We start from the raw sequence: 15528 nt of genomic DNA on the forward strand, positions 1-15528 counted from the left end.
CCGGCCCTGCCGGCCACCGTCGCCGCCATTTCCCATTGCGCAGTCCCTGCCGCGATGACCCATGCCCGCTTCCTCGCACAGAAGGAACCTCATGTCCCTGTCTTTTCATGCCCGCTTCCGGGTCCGCCGCACCCTGACCCGCGGCGCAACCCTCGCCGTCGTCGCCGGCCTGCTCGCGTCCTGCGCCTCCCCTGCCGGGACACAGACCGTGCCCGCTGACGCCACGCCCGTGGACGGCGGGGTCCTCAATGTCTCGATCTCCGCCGAGCCCGGCTGCCTCGACGGCCACGGCATCTCGGCGACACAGCAGCAGTTCCTGGGCCGGCTGATCTACGACAACGTGGTCACGCTCGACGACGACGGCGAGATCGCCCCCTATCTCGCCGAGTCCTGGGACATCTCCGAGGACGGCAGGACGTACACGTTCCACCTGCGTCAGGACGTGACGTTCAGCGACGGGTCGCCATGGAACGCGACCGTGTTCCAGCAGAACCTCGAGCACATGCGGGACCCGGCCACGAAATCTCCGCTGGCCGCCGCCTACATCGCACCCTACGTCGATGGAACGGTGATCGACGACTACACCTTCGAAGCGCACCTCGAGTACGCCTACACCCCCTTCCTCTACACGCTCGCGCAGTCCTGGCTGGGCATGAACTCGGGCAAGGCCATCACCGAGTCGCCGGAAACCCTGTGCCAGAACCCGGTGGGATCCGGGCCCTACGTCCTCGAGGCCTACCAGCCGGGACAGAGCATCAGCTACGCCAAGCGGGAGGGATACGGCTGGGCTCCCGACTGGCTGGGCGGATCCGGCGAGGCCCACCTGGACGGCGTCGAAGTCACCGTGGTCGCCGAGCCCGTGATCCGCTACCAGTCCCTCGTGTCGGGCCAGTACGGGCTGACGGAGAACCTCGCGCCGCAGAACGCGGCCGCGGTGCAGGCGGACCCGGCGTTCACCTACGAGAACCTGCCGCGCACCGGCAGCCCGTACGTGCTCGGCTTCAACCTGAACCGGGAGCCCTTCAGCGACCCGGCCGTCCGGGAAGCCTTTACCACCGCCGTGGACACCAGGGCGGTCACGGAAAGCCTCGGCTTCGGCACCTACACCCCCATCGACTCGTACCTGTCGAAGGAGAGCAAATACTACGATCCCTCGGTGGAAGGCACACTGGCCCACGATCCCGAGCGCGCAGACCAGCTGCTCGACGACGCCGGTTGGGACTCCCGCGACGCCGAGGGCTTCCGCACCAAGGACGGCGAGCGGCTGACCGTCGAAGTTCCCACAGTGGAAGCCTCGGCTCCCAGTCCCCTCCTCGTCCAGCTGCAGGGCGAGGTCCGGAAGGTAGGGATCGAGCTGGAGATCATCCAGCTTCCCCAGGCACAACTCACGGAACTGAGGTACGCCGGAGACTATGACGCCCTGGCCGGAGTGTGGCACACCAACACCACGGACGTCCTGTTCATCCGGTACCACTCCTCGGAAATCACCGGCGAGCGCATCGGCCAGAATTCCTCCTACGTGAACGACCCGGAACTGGATGAGATCCTGCTGCGGGCTCGCGGCGCGGCCGATGGCCCGGACGCGGCGGAGGCCTACTCCCAGGCACAGCACCGGCTCACCGATCTGGTGCCGGGGCTGCCCCTCTACGAGAATCCGAGCCAGTTCGCCTACTCGAACTCGGTGCAGGGCGTAGCCACGGACACGTCCCACCCCGTTCCCGTCCTCACCTACGCCTGGCTTGCGCAGTGACGGCAACCTTGGCCCCGGGAAGCACGAGAAAGACCGGCCGGCCCGGTGCAATGGCCCGCCGCGTCGCACTCCGCCTCGTCGTGGGAGTCGGAGTGCTGTGGGGAGCCGCAACCCTCACCTTCCTGGCGGTGTACCTCATCCCGGGAGACACGGCGCTCCTGATCCTGGGCGGACCCGATGCCCGACTCACTCCGGAGGCGATCGACCGCGTGCGCCAGGACTACCTGCTCGATGAGCCCCTGGCCATCCAGTACCTGCACTACCTGGGCGGGCTGCTCCAGGGAGACCTCGGCCAGTCCTACCGGCTGCGCATCCCCGTCACGGAGGCCATCGGGCAACAGATCGGTTCGACGGCGCAGCTCGCCGGTGCCGCCGCTCTTCTCGCCCTGCCGCTCACGTTCGCCGTCGCCCTTGCCTCGGCACAGCGGCGCCCGTGGATCCGCTCGCTGGTATCCGGTGTGGAGGTGGTGTGCGCCGCGACCCCCACTTTCGTGATCGGCTTCGTCCTGCTGATGGTGTTCTCGTTCAGCCTGCACTGGTTCCCGATCGGCGGCAACCAGGGGCCGGCGTCGCTCGTGCTGCCCGCACTGACGCTCGCACTCGCGGTATTCGGTCCGCTCTCGCAGGTACTCCGCAACGAGCTCGACGACGTGCTGGAGCAGGCTTTCGTCCTCACCGCCAGGGCGCGTGGAATGCGCGACGCCCAGGTCCGCGTGATCCACGCGCTCCGGCATGCCGTCATCCCCGTCCTGACGATGTCCGGGTTCCTCATCGCCGCCCTCCTCGGCGGTTCGGTGATCGTGGAAACCCTCTTCAGCCGGCAGGGCGTGGGAAGCCTGGCGCTCGCGTCCGTGTATGAAAAGGACTTGCCGGTGATCATCGGCGTCGTCCTGCTCTCAGCAGCCGTGTACGTGGTGGTCAACCTCGCAGTCGACCTCCTCTACACGCTCATCGATCCTAGGGTGGTAACCGCATGAGCATCGACCTCCGACCAGGCACGGCCCCGGTGGTCCAGAGTCCCCCGGAGATCCCGGCTGCCGCCACACGGGACCGGGTACGCCCTCCCCGGAGGCGGCGGCGCTTCAGGCCCGGCCTCATCCTCGCCGTCGGATTCCTCGTCTGGCTCGCCCTCGCCGTCGCGGCCCCTAACGTCCTGGCTTCCACCGATCCCTATTCCGTGAACCCTGCCGAGAGCTTCCGCCCGCCGAGCGCTGCGCATTGGTTCGGAACCGACGAGTCCGGGGCCGACGTCTATAGCAGGATCGTTCATGGAGCCCGGACCTCCCTGTATATCGGAGTCGGCGCCACGGCGATCGGGCTCGTCGGCGGGACGCTCCTCGGACTCTTCGCGGGCCTGAGCAAACGGTTCGTCGAGGCCTCGGTGATGCGCTTCCTAGACGTCACGCTCGCGGTGCCGGAGATCATCCTCGCGCTGGTGGTCATCGGCATCATCGGCGGGGGTACCGAGAACGCCATCCTGGCGATCGGCGCGGGCAGCATCGCCTACTACGCCCGCATCACCCGGACCCAGGCGCACCTGGTGCGGCGGGCGGCATACGTGGAGGCGGCGGGCGTGCTGGGTTTTCCTCGCCGGCATGTCCTGCTGCACCACGTGCTGCCCAATGTCGTGAAACCGGTGCTCGTCCTGGCCACGATCGGGGTGGGGTCCGCCATCGGCGCGGGTGCCTCACTCAGTTTCCTGGGCCTCGGCACTCCCCCACCTGCACCTGAATGGGGAGCCATGCTCTCCATCGGACGGAACTTCATCTCCAACGCGCCCTGGCTCATCACGCTGCCGGCCACGTTCCTCGTCGGGACCGTCCTCGCGATCACCGTCGTCGGGCGTGAACTGCGCCACCGTTCCGAAGGAAGGACAACCTCATGACCAGCACACCCATCGTCGAGGTGAAGAACCTCAGCGTTTCCTTCGGTCCGCGACGCGCCCCGCGCACCGTCCTCCGGAACGTTTCCCTCGCCGTCCATGCCGGTGAATGCCTCGCCCTGGTCGGCGAGTCGGGCTCGGGGAAATCAGTGACGGCACGCACGCTCGTCGGGTTGACCGGGCCGCAGTCGCATCTCAGCGCCGATGCCGTCTCCTTCCGCGGGAAGGACACCCGTGGCTGGGGCGAGCGCGAGTGGAAGTCGGTGCGCGGCCGGCACATCGGCTTCGTCCTTCAGGATGCCCTGTCCTCGCTGGACTCACTGCGCCCGATCGGCGACGAGGTAGGCGAAGCGCTGAAACTCCACACCGACCTCGGAAAGGCCGCCCGGCAGGCGCGCGTCCTCGAACTGCTCACCGAGGTGGGTGTGCCGGAACCGGGGCTGAGGGCCCTTCAGTACTCGCATCAGTTGTCCGGCGGCCTCCGGCAACGGGCGCTGATCGCCTCGGCAATCGCCGCGGGCCCGGGATTCCTCATCGCGGACGAACCGACGACGGCGCTTGACGCCACGGTGGCGGCGCAGGTGATGCGCCTGCTGAACCGGCTGAAGAAAGGCTCCATGGGCATGCTCGTGGTGAGCCACGACCTGTCCGTCGTGGCCGGCCTCGCGGACCGGATCGCGGTGATGCGCGACGGCGAGATCGTCGAGCAGGGCCCTACCCAGCAAGTACTGCAGGATCCTCAGCACCCCTACACCCTCGAGCTCCTGGCTTCGATTCCCTCGGCCGCCTCACGCGGATCGCGGCTCGGCGGGCACCGGGCCGTCGTGCAGGGGCGCCCGGTAGCACCCGTTGCCGAGCCTCGATCCGCACCACACGCCGACGGGCAGATGGGCGGCAACAGGCACCGCACCATCCTGTCGGCTAAGGACATCACCAAGACCTTTCCCGGCCCGGACCGCGTGAACCGCACGGTCGTGGATCGGGTGTCGTTCTCGCTCGAGCGCGGTACCACGCTGGGCATCGTCGGTGAATCCGGCTCCGGAAAGAGCACTGCGGCCCGCATGGTCCTCGGGGTCGAGAAACCCGATTCGGGCAGCGTGCTTCTGCACGGTGCAACGTGGGAGGACCTGGGACGGTCCGGAAACCGCACCGCGCGCCGGTCCGTGCAGATGATCTACCAGGATCCCCTCAGTTCCTTCGACCCGCGGCACACCGTCGGCCGGATCATCGGCGAAGCACTCCTGGCCGCGGGTGTCCCCCGCGCCGCCCGTGCGGAACGAATCCGCGAGCTTCTCGGCCTGGTCCGGCTGGGGACCGACGAGCACCAGCGCCGGCCTATCGAGCTCTCGGGCGGCCAGCGTCAGCGCGTGGCCATCGCCCGTGCCCTGGCCGCCGAGCCTGAAGTCCTCATCTGCGACGAGCCGGTCTCCGCCCTGGATGTCTCGGTGCAGGCGCAGATCCTCGACCTCCTTGCCGACCTGCAGCAGGAGTTCTCCCTGAGTTACCTGTTCATCTCCCACGACCTCGGCGTCATCCACCACATCGCCGACACCGTGCTGGTGATGAAGGACGGTGCGGTGGTGGAATCCGGTCCCATCGACCGCGTCTTCCTGCAGCCCGAACAGGCGTACACGCGGGAGTTATTGAGCGCCATCCCGCAGCTTCCCTCCCCTCCACTCCCTTCCATCAAGGAGCAGATCCACTCATGACCAAGAAGATCGCCTTCAACCTCTTCGAAATGAACTGCGTGGGTCACATCTCGCACGGTTTGTGGGTCCATCCGGAGAACAACCGCCACCGCTTCAACGACCTCGACTTCTGGGTCGAGGAAGCCAAGCTCCTCGAGGCCGGGCTCTTCGACACCGTGTTCCTCGCCGACGTCGTCGGAACCTACGACGGCTACCGCGCCGGACCAGAGACGGCACTCCGCGAAGCCGTGCAGATTCCGAGCAACGACCCCCTGCTGATCATTCCTGCGATGGCGGCGGCCACGAAGCATCTCGGTTTCGCTGCGACCTTCTCCACCACCTATGAGCCGCCCTTCGCCTTCGCACGCCGCGCCTCGACGCTGGACCACCTCACGAAGGGGCGCTTCGGCTGGAACATCGTGACCTCCTACCTGCCCAACGCGGCCCGGAACTTCGGGCTGCCCGACGAGGTGGAACATGACCGCCGCTACGAGATCGCCGACGAATACCTCGATGTCCTCTACAAGCTGTGGGAGGGGTCGTGGGATGACGACGCCGTGGTGCAGGACCGCGAGCACCGCGTCTACACCGACCCCACGAAGGTCCGGTACATCAACCACCAGGGCCCCCATTTCTCGGTGGCCGGACCGCACCTGGCCCAGCCGTCCCTCCAGCGCACCCCCGTCCTCTTCCAGGCAGGCAGTTCGGTGGCGGGCAAGGCCTTCGCGGCCAAACACGCCGAGGCGGTCTTCGTGGGCGGTACCGACCTCGCGGCGTACCGCGACAACGTGGCCGACCTTCGACGCCTCGCCGAGGCGAACGGCCGCTCCCGGGACCACATCAAGACCTTCGCGAGTGCCGTCGTCATCGTGGGAAGAACCTCCAAGGACGCGCAGCGGAAGGCGGAGGAGTTCAGGAGACTCTCCAGCGCGGAGGGCTACCTCGCGCATGTGGGCGGAGGCGGCATCGACCTCGCGGCATACCATCCGAGCGAGCTCGTCGAGGATGTCCTCGCGCGCGAGAACCGGCCCGGCAGGGACCGACAGCCCAGCAACCGCCGCCTGCCGGCCGGCACCACGGTGGGTGAGGCGCTGGGGCGCGTGACGCGGTTCGACCGCGGGCCGTTCTTCGCGGTCGGCACGGCAGTCGAAGTGGTCAACGAGATCGAGCGGTGGGTCCGCGAGACCGACCTCGACGGCTTCAACCTGCGGCAGTTCCTCACCCCCGGTACGGCCGAGGACTTCGTGGAGCACGTGGTGCCCGAACTCCAGCGCCGCGGGCTCTACCGCACCTCCTATGAGGAGGGGACCCTGCGGGAACGGTTCTTCGGCGCCGGCAATGCTCGGCTCTTCGACTCCCACCCGGGCGCCCGGTACCGCGGAGGAGCGAACCTCGATTCACCGGCCCTTGCTTCGGCCTCGGTCTAGGAGAGCCTCGATGACAGCAACAGCAACCGCTGCAGCACTTCCGACAGACCAGGACCTGCTTGCCCGCTTCGGCCCGCTATTCGATCACATCGCCACAGGCTCGGCACTGCGTGAGGTACAGCGGAAACTTCCCTCCACCGAGGTCGAGTCCCTGAAGACGGCAGGATTCGGAGCGCTGCGGATACCGCAGGACCGTGGCGGACTCGGCGCCTCCCTCCCCCAGCTCTTCCTGCTCCTGACGAACCTCGCCGCTGCCGACTCGAACCTCGCCCAGCTTTGGCGGGGACACTTCGCCTTCGTGGAAGGGCTCCTGCTCGACGACGGCGGTCCTCGTGCCGAGCGTTGGTTTCCCGTCATTGCCGGCGGCGCGATGATCGGCAACGCCTCGAGTGAACTGACCGGGGCCTCGCTCAAGGACATCAGCACCACCATCTCAGCCGTGGACGGCGACCTCCTCCTGGAGGGGACGAAGTACTACAGCACCGGCAGCATCTACGCGGACTGGATTGCCGGAAGCGCGATTTCCGACGGCGAACGTGTCTCCTATGCCGTCGCTGCCGGCGCACCCGGCGTGGAGTGCCTCGATGACTGGAACGGGTTCGGCCAGAGACTGACGGGCAGTGGCACCACGGTGTTCCGGAGCGTCCGGGTGGATCCCGCCGACGTCCGGCCCTTCAACAAGAGCCAGCCGAGTCACGTGCACGCCTTTTTCCAGCTGGTCCTGGTGGCCTCTCTCGCAGGAATAGCACGGGCCGCGACGGACGACGTCGTTGCCTTCGTTGCGCCGCGCACCCGCACGTACGCGAATGCGACGTCGTCCGTGCCCGCCGGGGATCCGCAGGTGCAGCAGGTGATCGGTGAAGTTTCGAGCCTCGCCTTCTCCGCTGAAGCCTCGGTCAGCGCTGCGGCACGCGCGCTCGGGAAGGCATTCGGCGTCCTCACCGAGGCCACCGGTCCCGGTGTGAGGCGCGACGCCGTCGATGAAGCGGAGCTTGCTGTCTATCAGGCGCAGGTGACCGTCATCGACCAGGTACTCAGCGCGACGTCCCGGCTCTTCGAGGTGGGTGGGGCGTCGGCGGTGTCCATCGAGCGCGGCCTCGACCGCCATTGGCGCAACGCCCGGACCATCGCCTCGCACAATCCCGCCATCTACAAGGCTCGGTCTGTGGGCGGGTGGGAATTGACCGGGGAGCTTGACCGCTTCAATACCTGAAACCACCGGCGGGCCCGTTTCGGCGCGTCATCGGCCCGGCGAGTTATCTCCCGAGCGGTTGCCCTGCATACCTCGATGCCGGATTCGGAGGACCGTAACCGGAGACCACCACGAGGCCCCGCCGACCATTGAAGTACACGTCCCTCAGGGTCCAGTTATTGAGCGGGGCTCGCTCCCGCCGCGGAATGGAGACCGCTCGAAACGCTACTGCAGCGTGCGGTGCGCCAACCGCGTCAATATGGTGGCCTACCGCAAGCGGCAATCCGCTGACGTTGACGCTGACGCGTAACCCGACGGTACGCTGGGCATCTTCCAGTAGCCCGTTACCCCGTAGCGCCGACCGGCAGGATCTTATGGATTTCGGCACCGTTGCCACCGAACTGTATGCACTGCCGTTGGATCAGTTCACGGGCGCACGAAACGACCGCGCCAGGGAGGCCATAGGCACCGGGGACAAGGACCTTGCCGCCCTGCTGAAGAAGCTCCCGAAGGCTTCGACGGCGGCATGGCTGGTCAATCTGCTGGTGACCCATCGGCGCAGTGAGGTGGAACAGGTGCTCGAACTTGGCGGATCGCTCCGCGAGGCGCAGGAGGGCAGCGACCGCGCGCAGCTCCACGCACTGGGCCAGCAGCGGCAGCGCCTGTTGGCCGCAGTGGCCCGGCAGGGTCTCGACGTCGCCGGGGACCTCGGGTACGACGTCGGCCCGGCCGCCCTTGAAGGGGTGGAATCGACGCTGCGGGCGGCGATGACCGATCCCGCTGCGGCAGCCGCGGTCCTCACCGCGCGTCTGGTGCGTCCGCTGGAGGTCTCGGGTTGGGAGCCTGTTTCCCTCGACGGAGCAGTGGGTGGCCCCTTCGACGCACCCGGCGACGGCCCGGCCAGTCCGGAACGGAGTGAGGGGAGGAAGTCCGGCGCTGGCCGGTCCACTTCCCCGGAGCAGCTCCGCCTGCTGGAGCAGGCCCGCGTGGACCTCGGCCGGGCCGAAACGGAAGCGGAGCGGGCGGATGATGCCGCTCGACAGGCGGAGTCCCGCGCCGACCGGTTCGGCGGGAAGCGGGACGGACTCAAGGCGTTGATCGAGGACCTGCAGGAGCGCCTGGCGGCACTGCGCCGTGAGCTCGACGGCGTGGAGGGAGAAACCCGGGAGGCCGAACGCCAGCGCCGCAAGTCCGCCGAGCGAGCCGAGGAAGCACACGCCGCCGTTGAAGCGGCCAGGGAGAAGGTGGCTGATGCGGACTGACCTGCGGGAAAACAATAGCGGAGTCGGGCGTGCGACCGGTCAGCCCCAGAGCTCCCTAAAGACCGTTCATCGGTCCTTCGCCGTGCAGTTTGTCCGCACCGGGACCCGTCACAGTGACCCGGCAGCGCACCACAAGCATCTCTTCCTCATCTTCGGAGGTCGAGGGAAAAGCCGGCCGATGTGAGACAGCGAAGCTTTCGGAACCCGCTTCGACGTCGACGCCCTTGAAGGCGGCCTCCTCGGTGACGGAGCGGAGGGACTCTGCTTTCAACTGATCCAGGTAGCCGGGCTGGTGCTGATGACCGGGCTTGCCGAAAGCCCATCCGAGCAGCGTTCCTTGACTGTCCATAGTTCAGCATATTAGTGCCACGCCGTTGGCGTACGCCGTCCGCAGGGCGAGGAGCTTTCTCGGATCTTCCAGCCGCCGGAACAATTGCCGCGACGGAACCACTTCTGAAACTTCTGGTACAAACTCCACCGCAGGCTGTTGGACACAGTGTTGCGACCATGGCCGTTTCCTGCGGCGACCAGTGGACGAATATGATCCAGCCGTTCCGGGCCCTGCCCCTGCTGGCCATCGCAGGACTCAAGATGCGGGACATCCTTGGCTACACCATGGTGACCCTCATCGTGTCGGGCATCGCCTTCGCCGGAATCCTGCTGATCGTGGGCGTGGGCTGAGTTCCCGCACAGCAGCCGGAGCCGCTGCGGGTCCAGGCGCAGAGGAGTAGTTTTGTTGCATGACGAGCTCCCGGAATCGGACCTGGGCCGGAGAGTGGTCCGCGCATCCTGGACCGGTTCTGGTTGCAGCAGGGCTTCTTGCTGCCCTGATGCTGTCCGGGTGCACACCGGTGGGTGACGGTCCCCGGTCGACGGAGGAGACCCCGGCCCGGACGACGGCTGAGACCGCACCTCCCGGCGCTGCGTCTCCGCCCACCCCGGTGCTGGCCGCGCCGTCCTCGAGCCTGCCGTCGTCGAGCGCGCCGTCACTCCTGCCTTTGCCCACTGCACCGTCGTCGTCAGCCGTCCAGCGGCCGCTCCTTCCCGCGGAGGAACAATCGGACCTCGACCGCAGGCTGATCCTCGCTGCGAAGGCAAACGACCCGGCCCGCGTCGAGGAACTCATCGACGCCGGTGGGAGCGTCAATGCCAAGGATGCCCTCCAGGACTCAGCGTTCCTGTATGCCGGGGCGGAAGGATTCAACGAAGTCCTGCAACTGACCCTGGCCGGCGGAGCTGACGTGCGGAGCACCAACCGTTACGGAGGAACAGCCCTGATCCCGGCGAGCGAACATGGATATGTGGAGACGGTGCGGATCCTGATCGCCGCCGGAACCGATGTGAACCACGTCAACAACCTGGGCTGGACCGCCCTTCAGGAGGCCATCCTCCTCAATGATGGTGGCCCGAACCAGCTGGAGGTGGTGCGTCAGCTGCTGGATGCCGGAGCGGATCCAGGGATTCGGGACGCCGAAGGCAACACGGCACTGCAGAACGCCGAGCGCCTGGGCTTCACCACCATTGCCGATCTCCTTCGGCCCTTGAGTTGAGGCGTAGGAATTTCCGTAAGCTGTGGGGATGACAGAAACGAATGTCGGTGGTTCAGCTGCCGGCAAGTTGCAGCATCTCATCCTCGAGTCCGACAACCTCCATCTTTTCCTCGAGGCGTTCGCCGTGCATACGTCCAGGATTCTTGAGCCCACGGTAACCGTGATGTGCGGAATAACCTTGAAGCAGCGCAACCGGGCCACCACGGTCGCGAGCAGCAGCATGGAGGCGAAGGAGCTCGACGAGGTCCAGTACGGGTTCGGCGACGGCCCCTGCCTCGATGCCGTGAGAACCGGCAATATCAACGTCGTCCTGGATACGCGTACCGACCCCCGGTGGCGCGACTACCTGAGCGCCATCAGCGACCGCGGGTACTACTCGGCACTCGGCGTGCCGCTGATGAGGGACGACGACGGCGGGGCGGCAGTGAATCTGTACGCGATGGAGCCCGGGGCCTTCACGTCCGAGGTCGTCGAGCAGGTGAAGGAGTATGCCGCGGAAGCGTCGAGTGCCCTGCAACTGGCACTGCAGATGTCGAAGTACCAGGACGCGGCAGCGAACCTGAAAACGGCGATGGAATCACGAACGAACATCGACATCGCCGTCGGGATCATCATCGCGCAGAACCGGTGCACGCAGATCGAGGCCATCGACATCCTCCGGAAGGCGTCCAGCCACCGGAACGTGAAGCTCCGCGTCGTCGCCGAAAGCATCGTCCGGTCTGCCACCAGTGCAGCCGTCGAGACGCACTTCGGCGACTGACCGACGCGCGAGCAGCGGTTCGGACCAGACGCAATCTTCCCGCAACGGCTCCAGGACTAGGAAATCTGCAGCCCGCCATTGATGTCGTAGGTGGCCGCCGTGATGAACCCGGCATCCTCGCCCATCAGGAACACCAACAGGGCGGCGATGTCGCGCACGGTGCCTACCCGGCCCACCAGGATGTCCTGTGACATCGCCTCTTTCCGGTCGTCGCTGAGCGCGCCGCCCATGATGTCGGTATCCACCGGACCGGGGGCGACACAGTTCACCGTGATGCCGTGTTCTCCCATCTCGCGGGCAAGGGCCCGGGTGAAGCCGACGATGCCGGCCTTCGACGCGCTGTACGCGACCTTGGAGTAGGTGCCGCCGCCGCGCTGCGCGGAGATGGAGGAGATGCTGACCACGCGGCCGAGTTTGCGGTCGATCATGCCGGAAAGCACGCGCTGGGTCACCAGGAAGGTGCCGGTCATGTTGATGGCGAAGACGCGTTCCCACCCTTCCTTGGTCTCATCCATGAATTCCACGGGAGAACTGATCCCGGCGATGTTGGCCAGCCCTACCACGGGGGGCAGCGATTCCTCCACGCTGATGATGGCAGAATCCACGGACTCCTGATCGGAGACGTCGGCACGGACGCCGAGGGCCCGGACGCCGTGCTTGCCGGCGATCTCCTCGGCTGCCTTTGCAGCGGCGTCGCCGTCGATATCCAGGATGGCGATGCACCACCCCTGGGCCGCAAGAAGGTCCGCTGTGGCTCGTCCGATGCCGCGGGCTGAGGCAGCGCCGGTGAGTACCGCGGTGCGTTCGGTGGGGAATGCTGGAAGTTCGGTCATGTTATCCATCTCCTGGAGGGGTTTGGTCTTGCCTGCTGATGTAGTGCTCGAAATCTTCGTAGGTCTGGTTGATATGGGCGTCCATGGCCAGGCGTGCGGCTTCCGGGCTTCGGAAAGCGATGGCGTCCAGAATCAGGTCGTGATGCTTGATCGCGTGGCGCTGCACCTCGGGGAAGGCTGACGTTTCCCGCCGCATCACGTAGAGGAGCTGTGCCAATTGACCCAGCAGAACAGGAACGAACGGGTTGGCGGATGCGCGGAACACAGCATCATGGAACGCGAGGTCGGCGATCGTCACCGCGTCGAGGTCCTGCGCGGCATGGGCAGCTTTCAGGTCGCGGTTCGCGAATTCCATCTGCTGCAGATCGGCCGGGGTCGCATGCCGTGCAGCGAGCTCGGCGGCACCGGTCTCGACCATCCGCCGCACCTCGAGCAGACGCAGTGCAGCCTGATTCGAGGCGATGCCGCGCGACGCCGCTTTCAGGATCGCTTCCAGGCCGGTCCACTGATCCGGCGGGTTCACGAACGTGCCGAGGCCCCGCCGTACGTACACGATGTTCTGGGCCTGAAGGGTCTTCAGTGCCTCCCGGACGGTCAAGCGGCTGACGTCGAACGCTTGCGCCAGCTGTGCCTCCGGGGGTAACGGCTCATGCGGTGCGATCTCGGCCCCCAGGATGCGCTCGAAGAGGTCCTCGACCACTGACTCAACCAATGATTTCCGGCCCACGGCCATCCCCTCTCCGAGTGGCACGCTTCCCCGGAGCCACCACCCGGATGACCGCTGAATCGTCGGCCAGGCCGAGGCCCTGCGCCTGGCCCAGCAGAAACAGCTGTTCTGCGGCAGCCGCAACGGGCGCGGCGAGCCCCGTGGAACGGGCCGCATCCCCTACGATTCCCAGGTCCTTGACGAAGATATCGAGCCTGCTCAGGACCTCCGCGCCGTCGGCCGTGTAGGCCTCGAGGATACGTGGACCCCGGTTGGACAGCATGAAGGAGCCCGCAGCACCCGATTCCAGGGCTGCGAGGGCTTTGTCCTGGTCCAGGCCCAGCGCATCGGCCAGGGCCAGCGCTTCGGCAGCGGCCGCAATGTGCACGCCGCACAGCAACTGGTTGACCGTTTTCAACGCCTGTCCGTTCCCGGGCTTGTCGCCGACCACCGTGAGTGTGGAGGCGAGGTGATCGAGGACGGGGCGTACTTTGGCGAGCACCGCAGGCTCCGCACCCACCACGATGAGCAGGTCGCCGTTCCCGGCACGCTTCGGTCCGCCGGACAACGGCGCGTCCACCAGGTCCACCCCGAATTCGGACAGTTGTCCGACGACGTCCGGGATGGCCTCGCGTCCCACTGTGCTGGTCACGATGACGACGGCGCCCGCTTCCAGGACCGCGGCGACTCCGTCGTCGCCGAACAGCGACGCCCGCAACTGTTCAGCGTTCCGGACCGCGAGGAGGACGGCGTCGGCCCCCGCGGCCGCGCTGCGGGCCGACGGATGGGCGGTGACACCGGCGTCCGAGGCGAGTTGCCGCCGTCCGGCGTTGATGTCGTAGCCGGAAACGGTGAACCTGCCGGCGAGCCGTCCCGCGATGGGGAGGCCCATCGCACCGAGTCCGAGGACCGCGACGGTGTAGTTGCTGCTCTCCTTCGAGCCGTGCATGTGGAGCGTCCTTTTCTCGTGGCGGATTACGGCTGGAAAGTGGTGCTGAGTTTCCGGACGACGTCCACCAGGGAGTCGTCATCGCCCACGTTGCCCGCGAAGACCACATAGGGAATGCCCTGTGCCGGTCCGTCGACCGGTTCCCACAGCGAAACGATGCCGGGGAGCATGGGGCCGCGCACCACGGCATGCCGGATGGCGAGACCGTGCGCGGCAACGTCGGAGGAGGTGATGCCGCCCTTCGCGATCACGAATCGCGGCGGTGCCGCGGCGAGCGTCCGGCGGACGACCGCCACCACAGCGGCCGAAACCACCCTGGCGATCCGCAGGCTTTCGGCGGGATCGTCCGATTTCACGAGCAGCCTGCTGGTGTGCAGGATGACGTCCCCGGCACCAAGGGCCGCGACGACGGCGGCGACGGTCTCCTCGAGGTGAACTTCGGCGAGCGCGGCATCCAGCAGGTCCTCCACCAACAGCTCTACCGTCGTGGCGTTCGGATGCCGGCCGGTCAGTGCCGCAAGCTGCCGCGTGGTGACGCCCACATGGGAACCCACGACCACCAGCCCCCCGGCCCGGGACGCCGGGCTGCCGTCGGGGAACACGTCCTCCGCGGTGAGTGCTTCCCGCTCGCGTTGCCCGATCCTTGCGCGGACGAAGGGCGGCCCCACGCGGTACAGCAGCTTCTTCCCGCGGCTTTCGGACTCCGCCAGGCCGAGGGCGAGGGCGCGGAGGTCGTTCTCGGTCACGATGTCGGCCACGATCGGCACGGAATCGACAGCGTCAGCGAGTGCGTCCGCGATCCCGGCCGCCCCGCCGCGGACGATACCGAGATCAAGCACGATGACGTCGGCCGCGGGAATGCGCCCGGCGGACTTTTCCTCGACATAGCGGGCAAGCTCGGAATGGGAATAGCCGAACGTGGCATCGGCAGCGAATTCGGTCTCCGCCACGGGGGTCACCCCGCCTGTTCCATTCCTCATGTAGTGGATCCCCCCGATGGTGATCCGCCCCGCATCCGGAAAAGCCGGCACGATGACGACGCCGTCCGTGCCCTCCCCCAGAACCTCCTGCAGCGTCGCAGCGATCACATCCGGCTCCAGGGGATAGTGCCCGCGGAGCGTGGAATCGCTGCGGCTCACGAAGCCGAGGCTGATCCCGGCCTCCTGCGCTGCGGCCAGGGCGTTGGTCACGGCTTCCCGGTTGCGCGCTTCAGCCTCGCCCGGTCCGAGACTGCGGGTATTGGTGAGGACGTAGACCGCCGGGGCCGCGGCACCCGCGATGCGGAAGCGGAAGGCCCATGCGAAGTCCGCCGCTTCCCAGCGGGTGAGGACGGGCAGATCCGCCACGGACTGCGTGCCGGTGGGGTCGTCGTCGAGCACCACGAGGATGCGGCGCGATGCCGCCACCGATGCCGCGACCACTACCGGATCGACGGCGGTTTCGCCGGGGAAGCCCGCCACTAACTTCGATTCCACTTCCAAAGGTTGCCTCTTTGCTCAAAACACTTGTCAGATGTCTTATACCCGGTG

15 protein-coding genes are annotated in these 15528 nt (G+C 67.1%); 10 read left to right on the forward strand and 5 right to left on the reverse strand.

Features of this window, described 5'->3' with window-relative positions:
* The first annotated feature begins 91 nt into the window (after positions 1-91).
* The 7 genes from IWX65_RS04435 (at position 92) to IWX65_RS04465 (ending at position 9201) form a co-directional block, all read left to right on the forward strand.
* Complete coding sequence (locus tag IWX65_RS04435) at positions 92-1750, forward strand: ABC transporter substrate-binding protein (RefSeq protein ID WP_196881224.1); 1659 nt, start codon at positions 92-94, stop codon at positions 1748-1750.
* A complete protein-coding gene (locus IWX65_RS04440) occupies positions 1747-2727 on the forward strand; it encodes an ABC transporter permease (protein WP_334683648.1) in 981 nt (326 codons plus the stop codon). Before IWX65_RS04435 ends, IWX65_RS04440 begins: the two co-directional genes overlap by 4 nt.
* The gene (locus IWX65_RS04445; RefSeq protein WP_196881225.1) at positions 2724-3635 is read left to right on the forward strand and encodes an ABC transporter permease; all 912 of its coding nucleotides are present in this window, start codon (positions 2724-2726) and stop codon (positions 3633-3635) included. The genes IWX65_RS04440 and IWX65_RS04445 overlap by 4 nt, the downstream gene beginning before the upstream one ends.
* Positions 3632-5341, forward strand: coding sequence for a dipeptide ABC transporter ATP-binding protein (locus IWX65_RS04450; protein WP_196881226.1), 1710 nt, complete (start codon positions 3632-3634; stop codon positions 5339-5341). Before IWX65_RS04445 ends, IWX65_RS04450 begins: the two co-directional genes overlap by 4 nt.
* Positions 5338-6747: an LLM class flavin-dependent oxidoreductase gene (locus tag IWX65_RS04455; RefSeq protein ID WP_196881227.1), complete on the forward strand. Its 1410-nt coding sequence runs from the start codon at positions 5338-5340 to the stop codon at positions 6745-6747. The genes IWX65_RS04450 and IWX65_RS04455 overlap by 4 nt, the downstream gene beginning before the upstream one ends.
* Positions 6748-6757: 10 nt before the next feature.
* Positions 6758-7960, forward strand: coding sequence for an acyl-CoA dehydrogenase (locus IWX65_RS04460; protein WP_196881228.1), 1203 nt, complete (start codon positions 6758-6760; stop codon positions 7958-7960).
* Between the two features lie 353 nt (positions 7961-8313).
* Positions 8314-9201, forward strand: a complete 888-nt coding sequence (locus tag IWX65_RS04465) for a transposase (protein WP_196881229.1) — start codon at positions 8314-8316, stop codon at positions 9199-9201.
* Positions 9202-9256: 55 nt separating this feature from the next.
* On the opposite strand, the gene IWX65_RS04470 is transcribed toward IWX65_RS04465, so the two are convergent.
* Entirely contained in the window at positions 9257-9550 is a 294-nt protein-coding gene (locus IWX65_RS04470; RefSeq protein ID WP_196881230.1) for a hypothetical protein, read from the reverse strand.
* A gap of 14 nt (positions 9551-9564) precedes the next feature.
* Between IWX65_RS04470 and IWX65_RS17705 the strand changes: the two genes are divergently transcribed.
* Genes IWX65_RS17705 through IWX65_RS04485 form a run of 3 tightly spaced genes read left to right on the forward strand, consistent with a single transcriptional unit; the run spans position 9565 to position 11511 of the window.
* The gene (locus tag IWX65_RS17705; protein WP_334683649.1) at positions 9565-9882 is read left to right on the forward strand and encodes a TIGR00366 family protein; all 318 of its coding nucleotides are present in this window, start codon (positions 9565-9567) and stop codon (positions 9880-9882) included.
* 59 nt (positions 9883-9941) lie between these two features.
* Positions 9942-10751 carry an ankyrin repeat domain-containing protein gene (locus tag IWX65_RS04480; RefSeq protein WP_334683650.1) on the forward strand — a complete coding sequence of 270 codons (810 nt, stop codon included), beginning with the start codon at positions 9942-9944 and terminating at the stop codon, positions 10749-10751.
* Positions 10752-10779: 28 nt separating this feature from the next.
* A complete protein-coding gene (locus IWX65_RS04485) occupies positions 10780-11511 on the forward strand; it encodes a GAF and ANTAR domain-containing protein (protein WP_196881231.1) in 732 nt (243 codons plus the stop codon).
* Positions 11512-11567: 56 nt separating this feature from the next.
* On the opposite strand, the gene IWX65_RS04490 is transcribed toward IWX65_RS04485, so the two are convergent.
* Genes IWX65_RS04490 through IWX65_RS04505 form a run of 4 tightly spaced genes read right to left on the reverse strand, consistent with a single transcriptional unit; the run spans position 11568 to position 15480 of the window.
* Positions 11568-12344 (reverse strand): SDR family NAD(P)-dependent oxidoreductase, encoded by a 777-nt coding sequence (locus tag IWX65_RS04490; RefSeq protein WP_196881232.1) that lies wholly within the window; start codon positions 12342-12344, stop codon positions 11568-11570.
* Between the two features lies 1 nt (position 12345).
* Positions 12346-13077 (reverse strand): FadR/GntR family transcriptional regulator, encoded by a 732-nt coding sequence (locus IWX65_RS04495; protein ID WP_334683651.1) that lies wholly within the window; start codon positions 13075-13077, stop codon positions 12346-12348.
* Positions 13049-13999 carry an NAD(P)-dependent oxidoreductase gene (locus IWX65_RS04500; protein WP_196881234.1) on the reverse strand — a complete coding sequence of 317 codons (951 nt, stop codon included), beginning with the start codon at positions 13997-13999 and terminating at the stop codon, positions 13049-13051. Before IWX65_RS04500 ends, IWX65_RS04495 begins: the two co-directional genes overlap by 29 nt.
* A gap of 26 nt (positions 14000-14025) precedes the next feature.
* A complete protein-coding gene (locus tag IWX65_RS04505; protein WP_196881235.1) occupies positions 14026-15480 on the reverse strand; it encodes a four-carbon acid sugar kinase family protein in 1455 nt (484 codons plus the stop codon).
* Positions 15481-15528: the final 48 nt, after the last annotated feature.

Source organism: Arthrobacter sp. CAN_A214 (assembly GCF_015751955.1).
In the GTDB taxonomy this organism is placed as follows: Bacteria; Actinomycetota; Actinomycetes; order Actinomycetales; family Micrococcaceae; genus Arthrobacter_D.

Coding starts and splice junctions, on each gene's coding strand:
- IWX65_RS04480 (WP_334683650.1), top strand. CDS start 9,942: ATGACGAGCTCCCGGAATCGGACCTGGGCCGGAGAGTGGTCCGCGCAT.
- IWX65_RS04465 (WP_196881229.1), top strand. CDS start 8,314: ATGGATTTCGGCACCGTTGCCACCGAACTGTATGCACTGCCGTTGGAT.
- IWX65_RS04435 (WP_196881224.1), top strand. CDS start 92: ATGTCCCTGTCTTTTCATGCCCGCTTCCGGGTCCGCCGCACCCTGACC.
- IWX65_RS04500 (WP_196881234.1), bottom strand. CDS start 13,999: ATGCACGGCTCGAAGGAGAGCAGCAACTACACCGTCGCGGTCCTCGGA.
- IWX65_RS04455 (WP_196881227.1), top strand. CDS start 5,338: ATGACCAAGAAGATCGCCTTCAACCTCTTCGAAATGAACTGCGTGGGT.
- IWX65_RS04490 (WP_196881232.1), bottom strand. CDS start 12,344: ATGACCGAACTTCCAGCATTCCCCACCGAACGCACCGCGGTACTCACC.
- IWX65_RS04450 (WP_196881226.1), top strand. CDS start 3,632: ATGACCAGCACACCCATCGTCGAGGTGAAGAACCTCAGCGTTTCCTTC.
- IWX65_RS04470 (WP_196881230.1), bottom strand. CDS start 9,550: ATGGACAGTCAAGGAACGCTGCTCGGATGGGCTTTCGGCAAGCCCGGT.
- IWX65_RS04485 (WP_196881231.1), top strand. CDS start 10,780: ATGACAGAAACGAATGTCGGTGGTTCAGCTGCCGGCAAGTTGCAGCAT.
- IWX65_RS04495 (WP_334683651.1), bottom strand. CDS start 13,077: ATGGCCGTGGGCCGGAAATCATTGGTTGAGTCAGTGGTCGAGGACCTC.
- IWX65_RS04445 (WP_196881225.1), top strand. CDS start 2,724: ATGAGCATCGACCTCCGACCAGGCACGGCCCCGGTGGTCCAGAGTCCC.
- IWX65_RS04460 (WP_196881228.1), top strand. CDS start 6,758: ATGACAGCAACAGCAACCGCTGCAGCACTTCCGACAGACCAGGACCTG.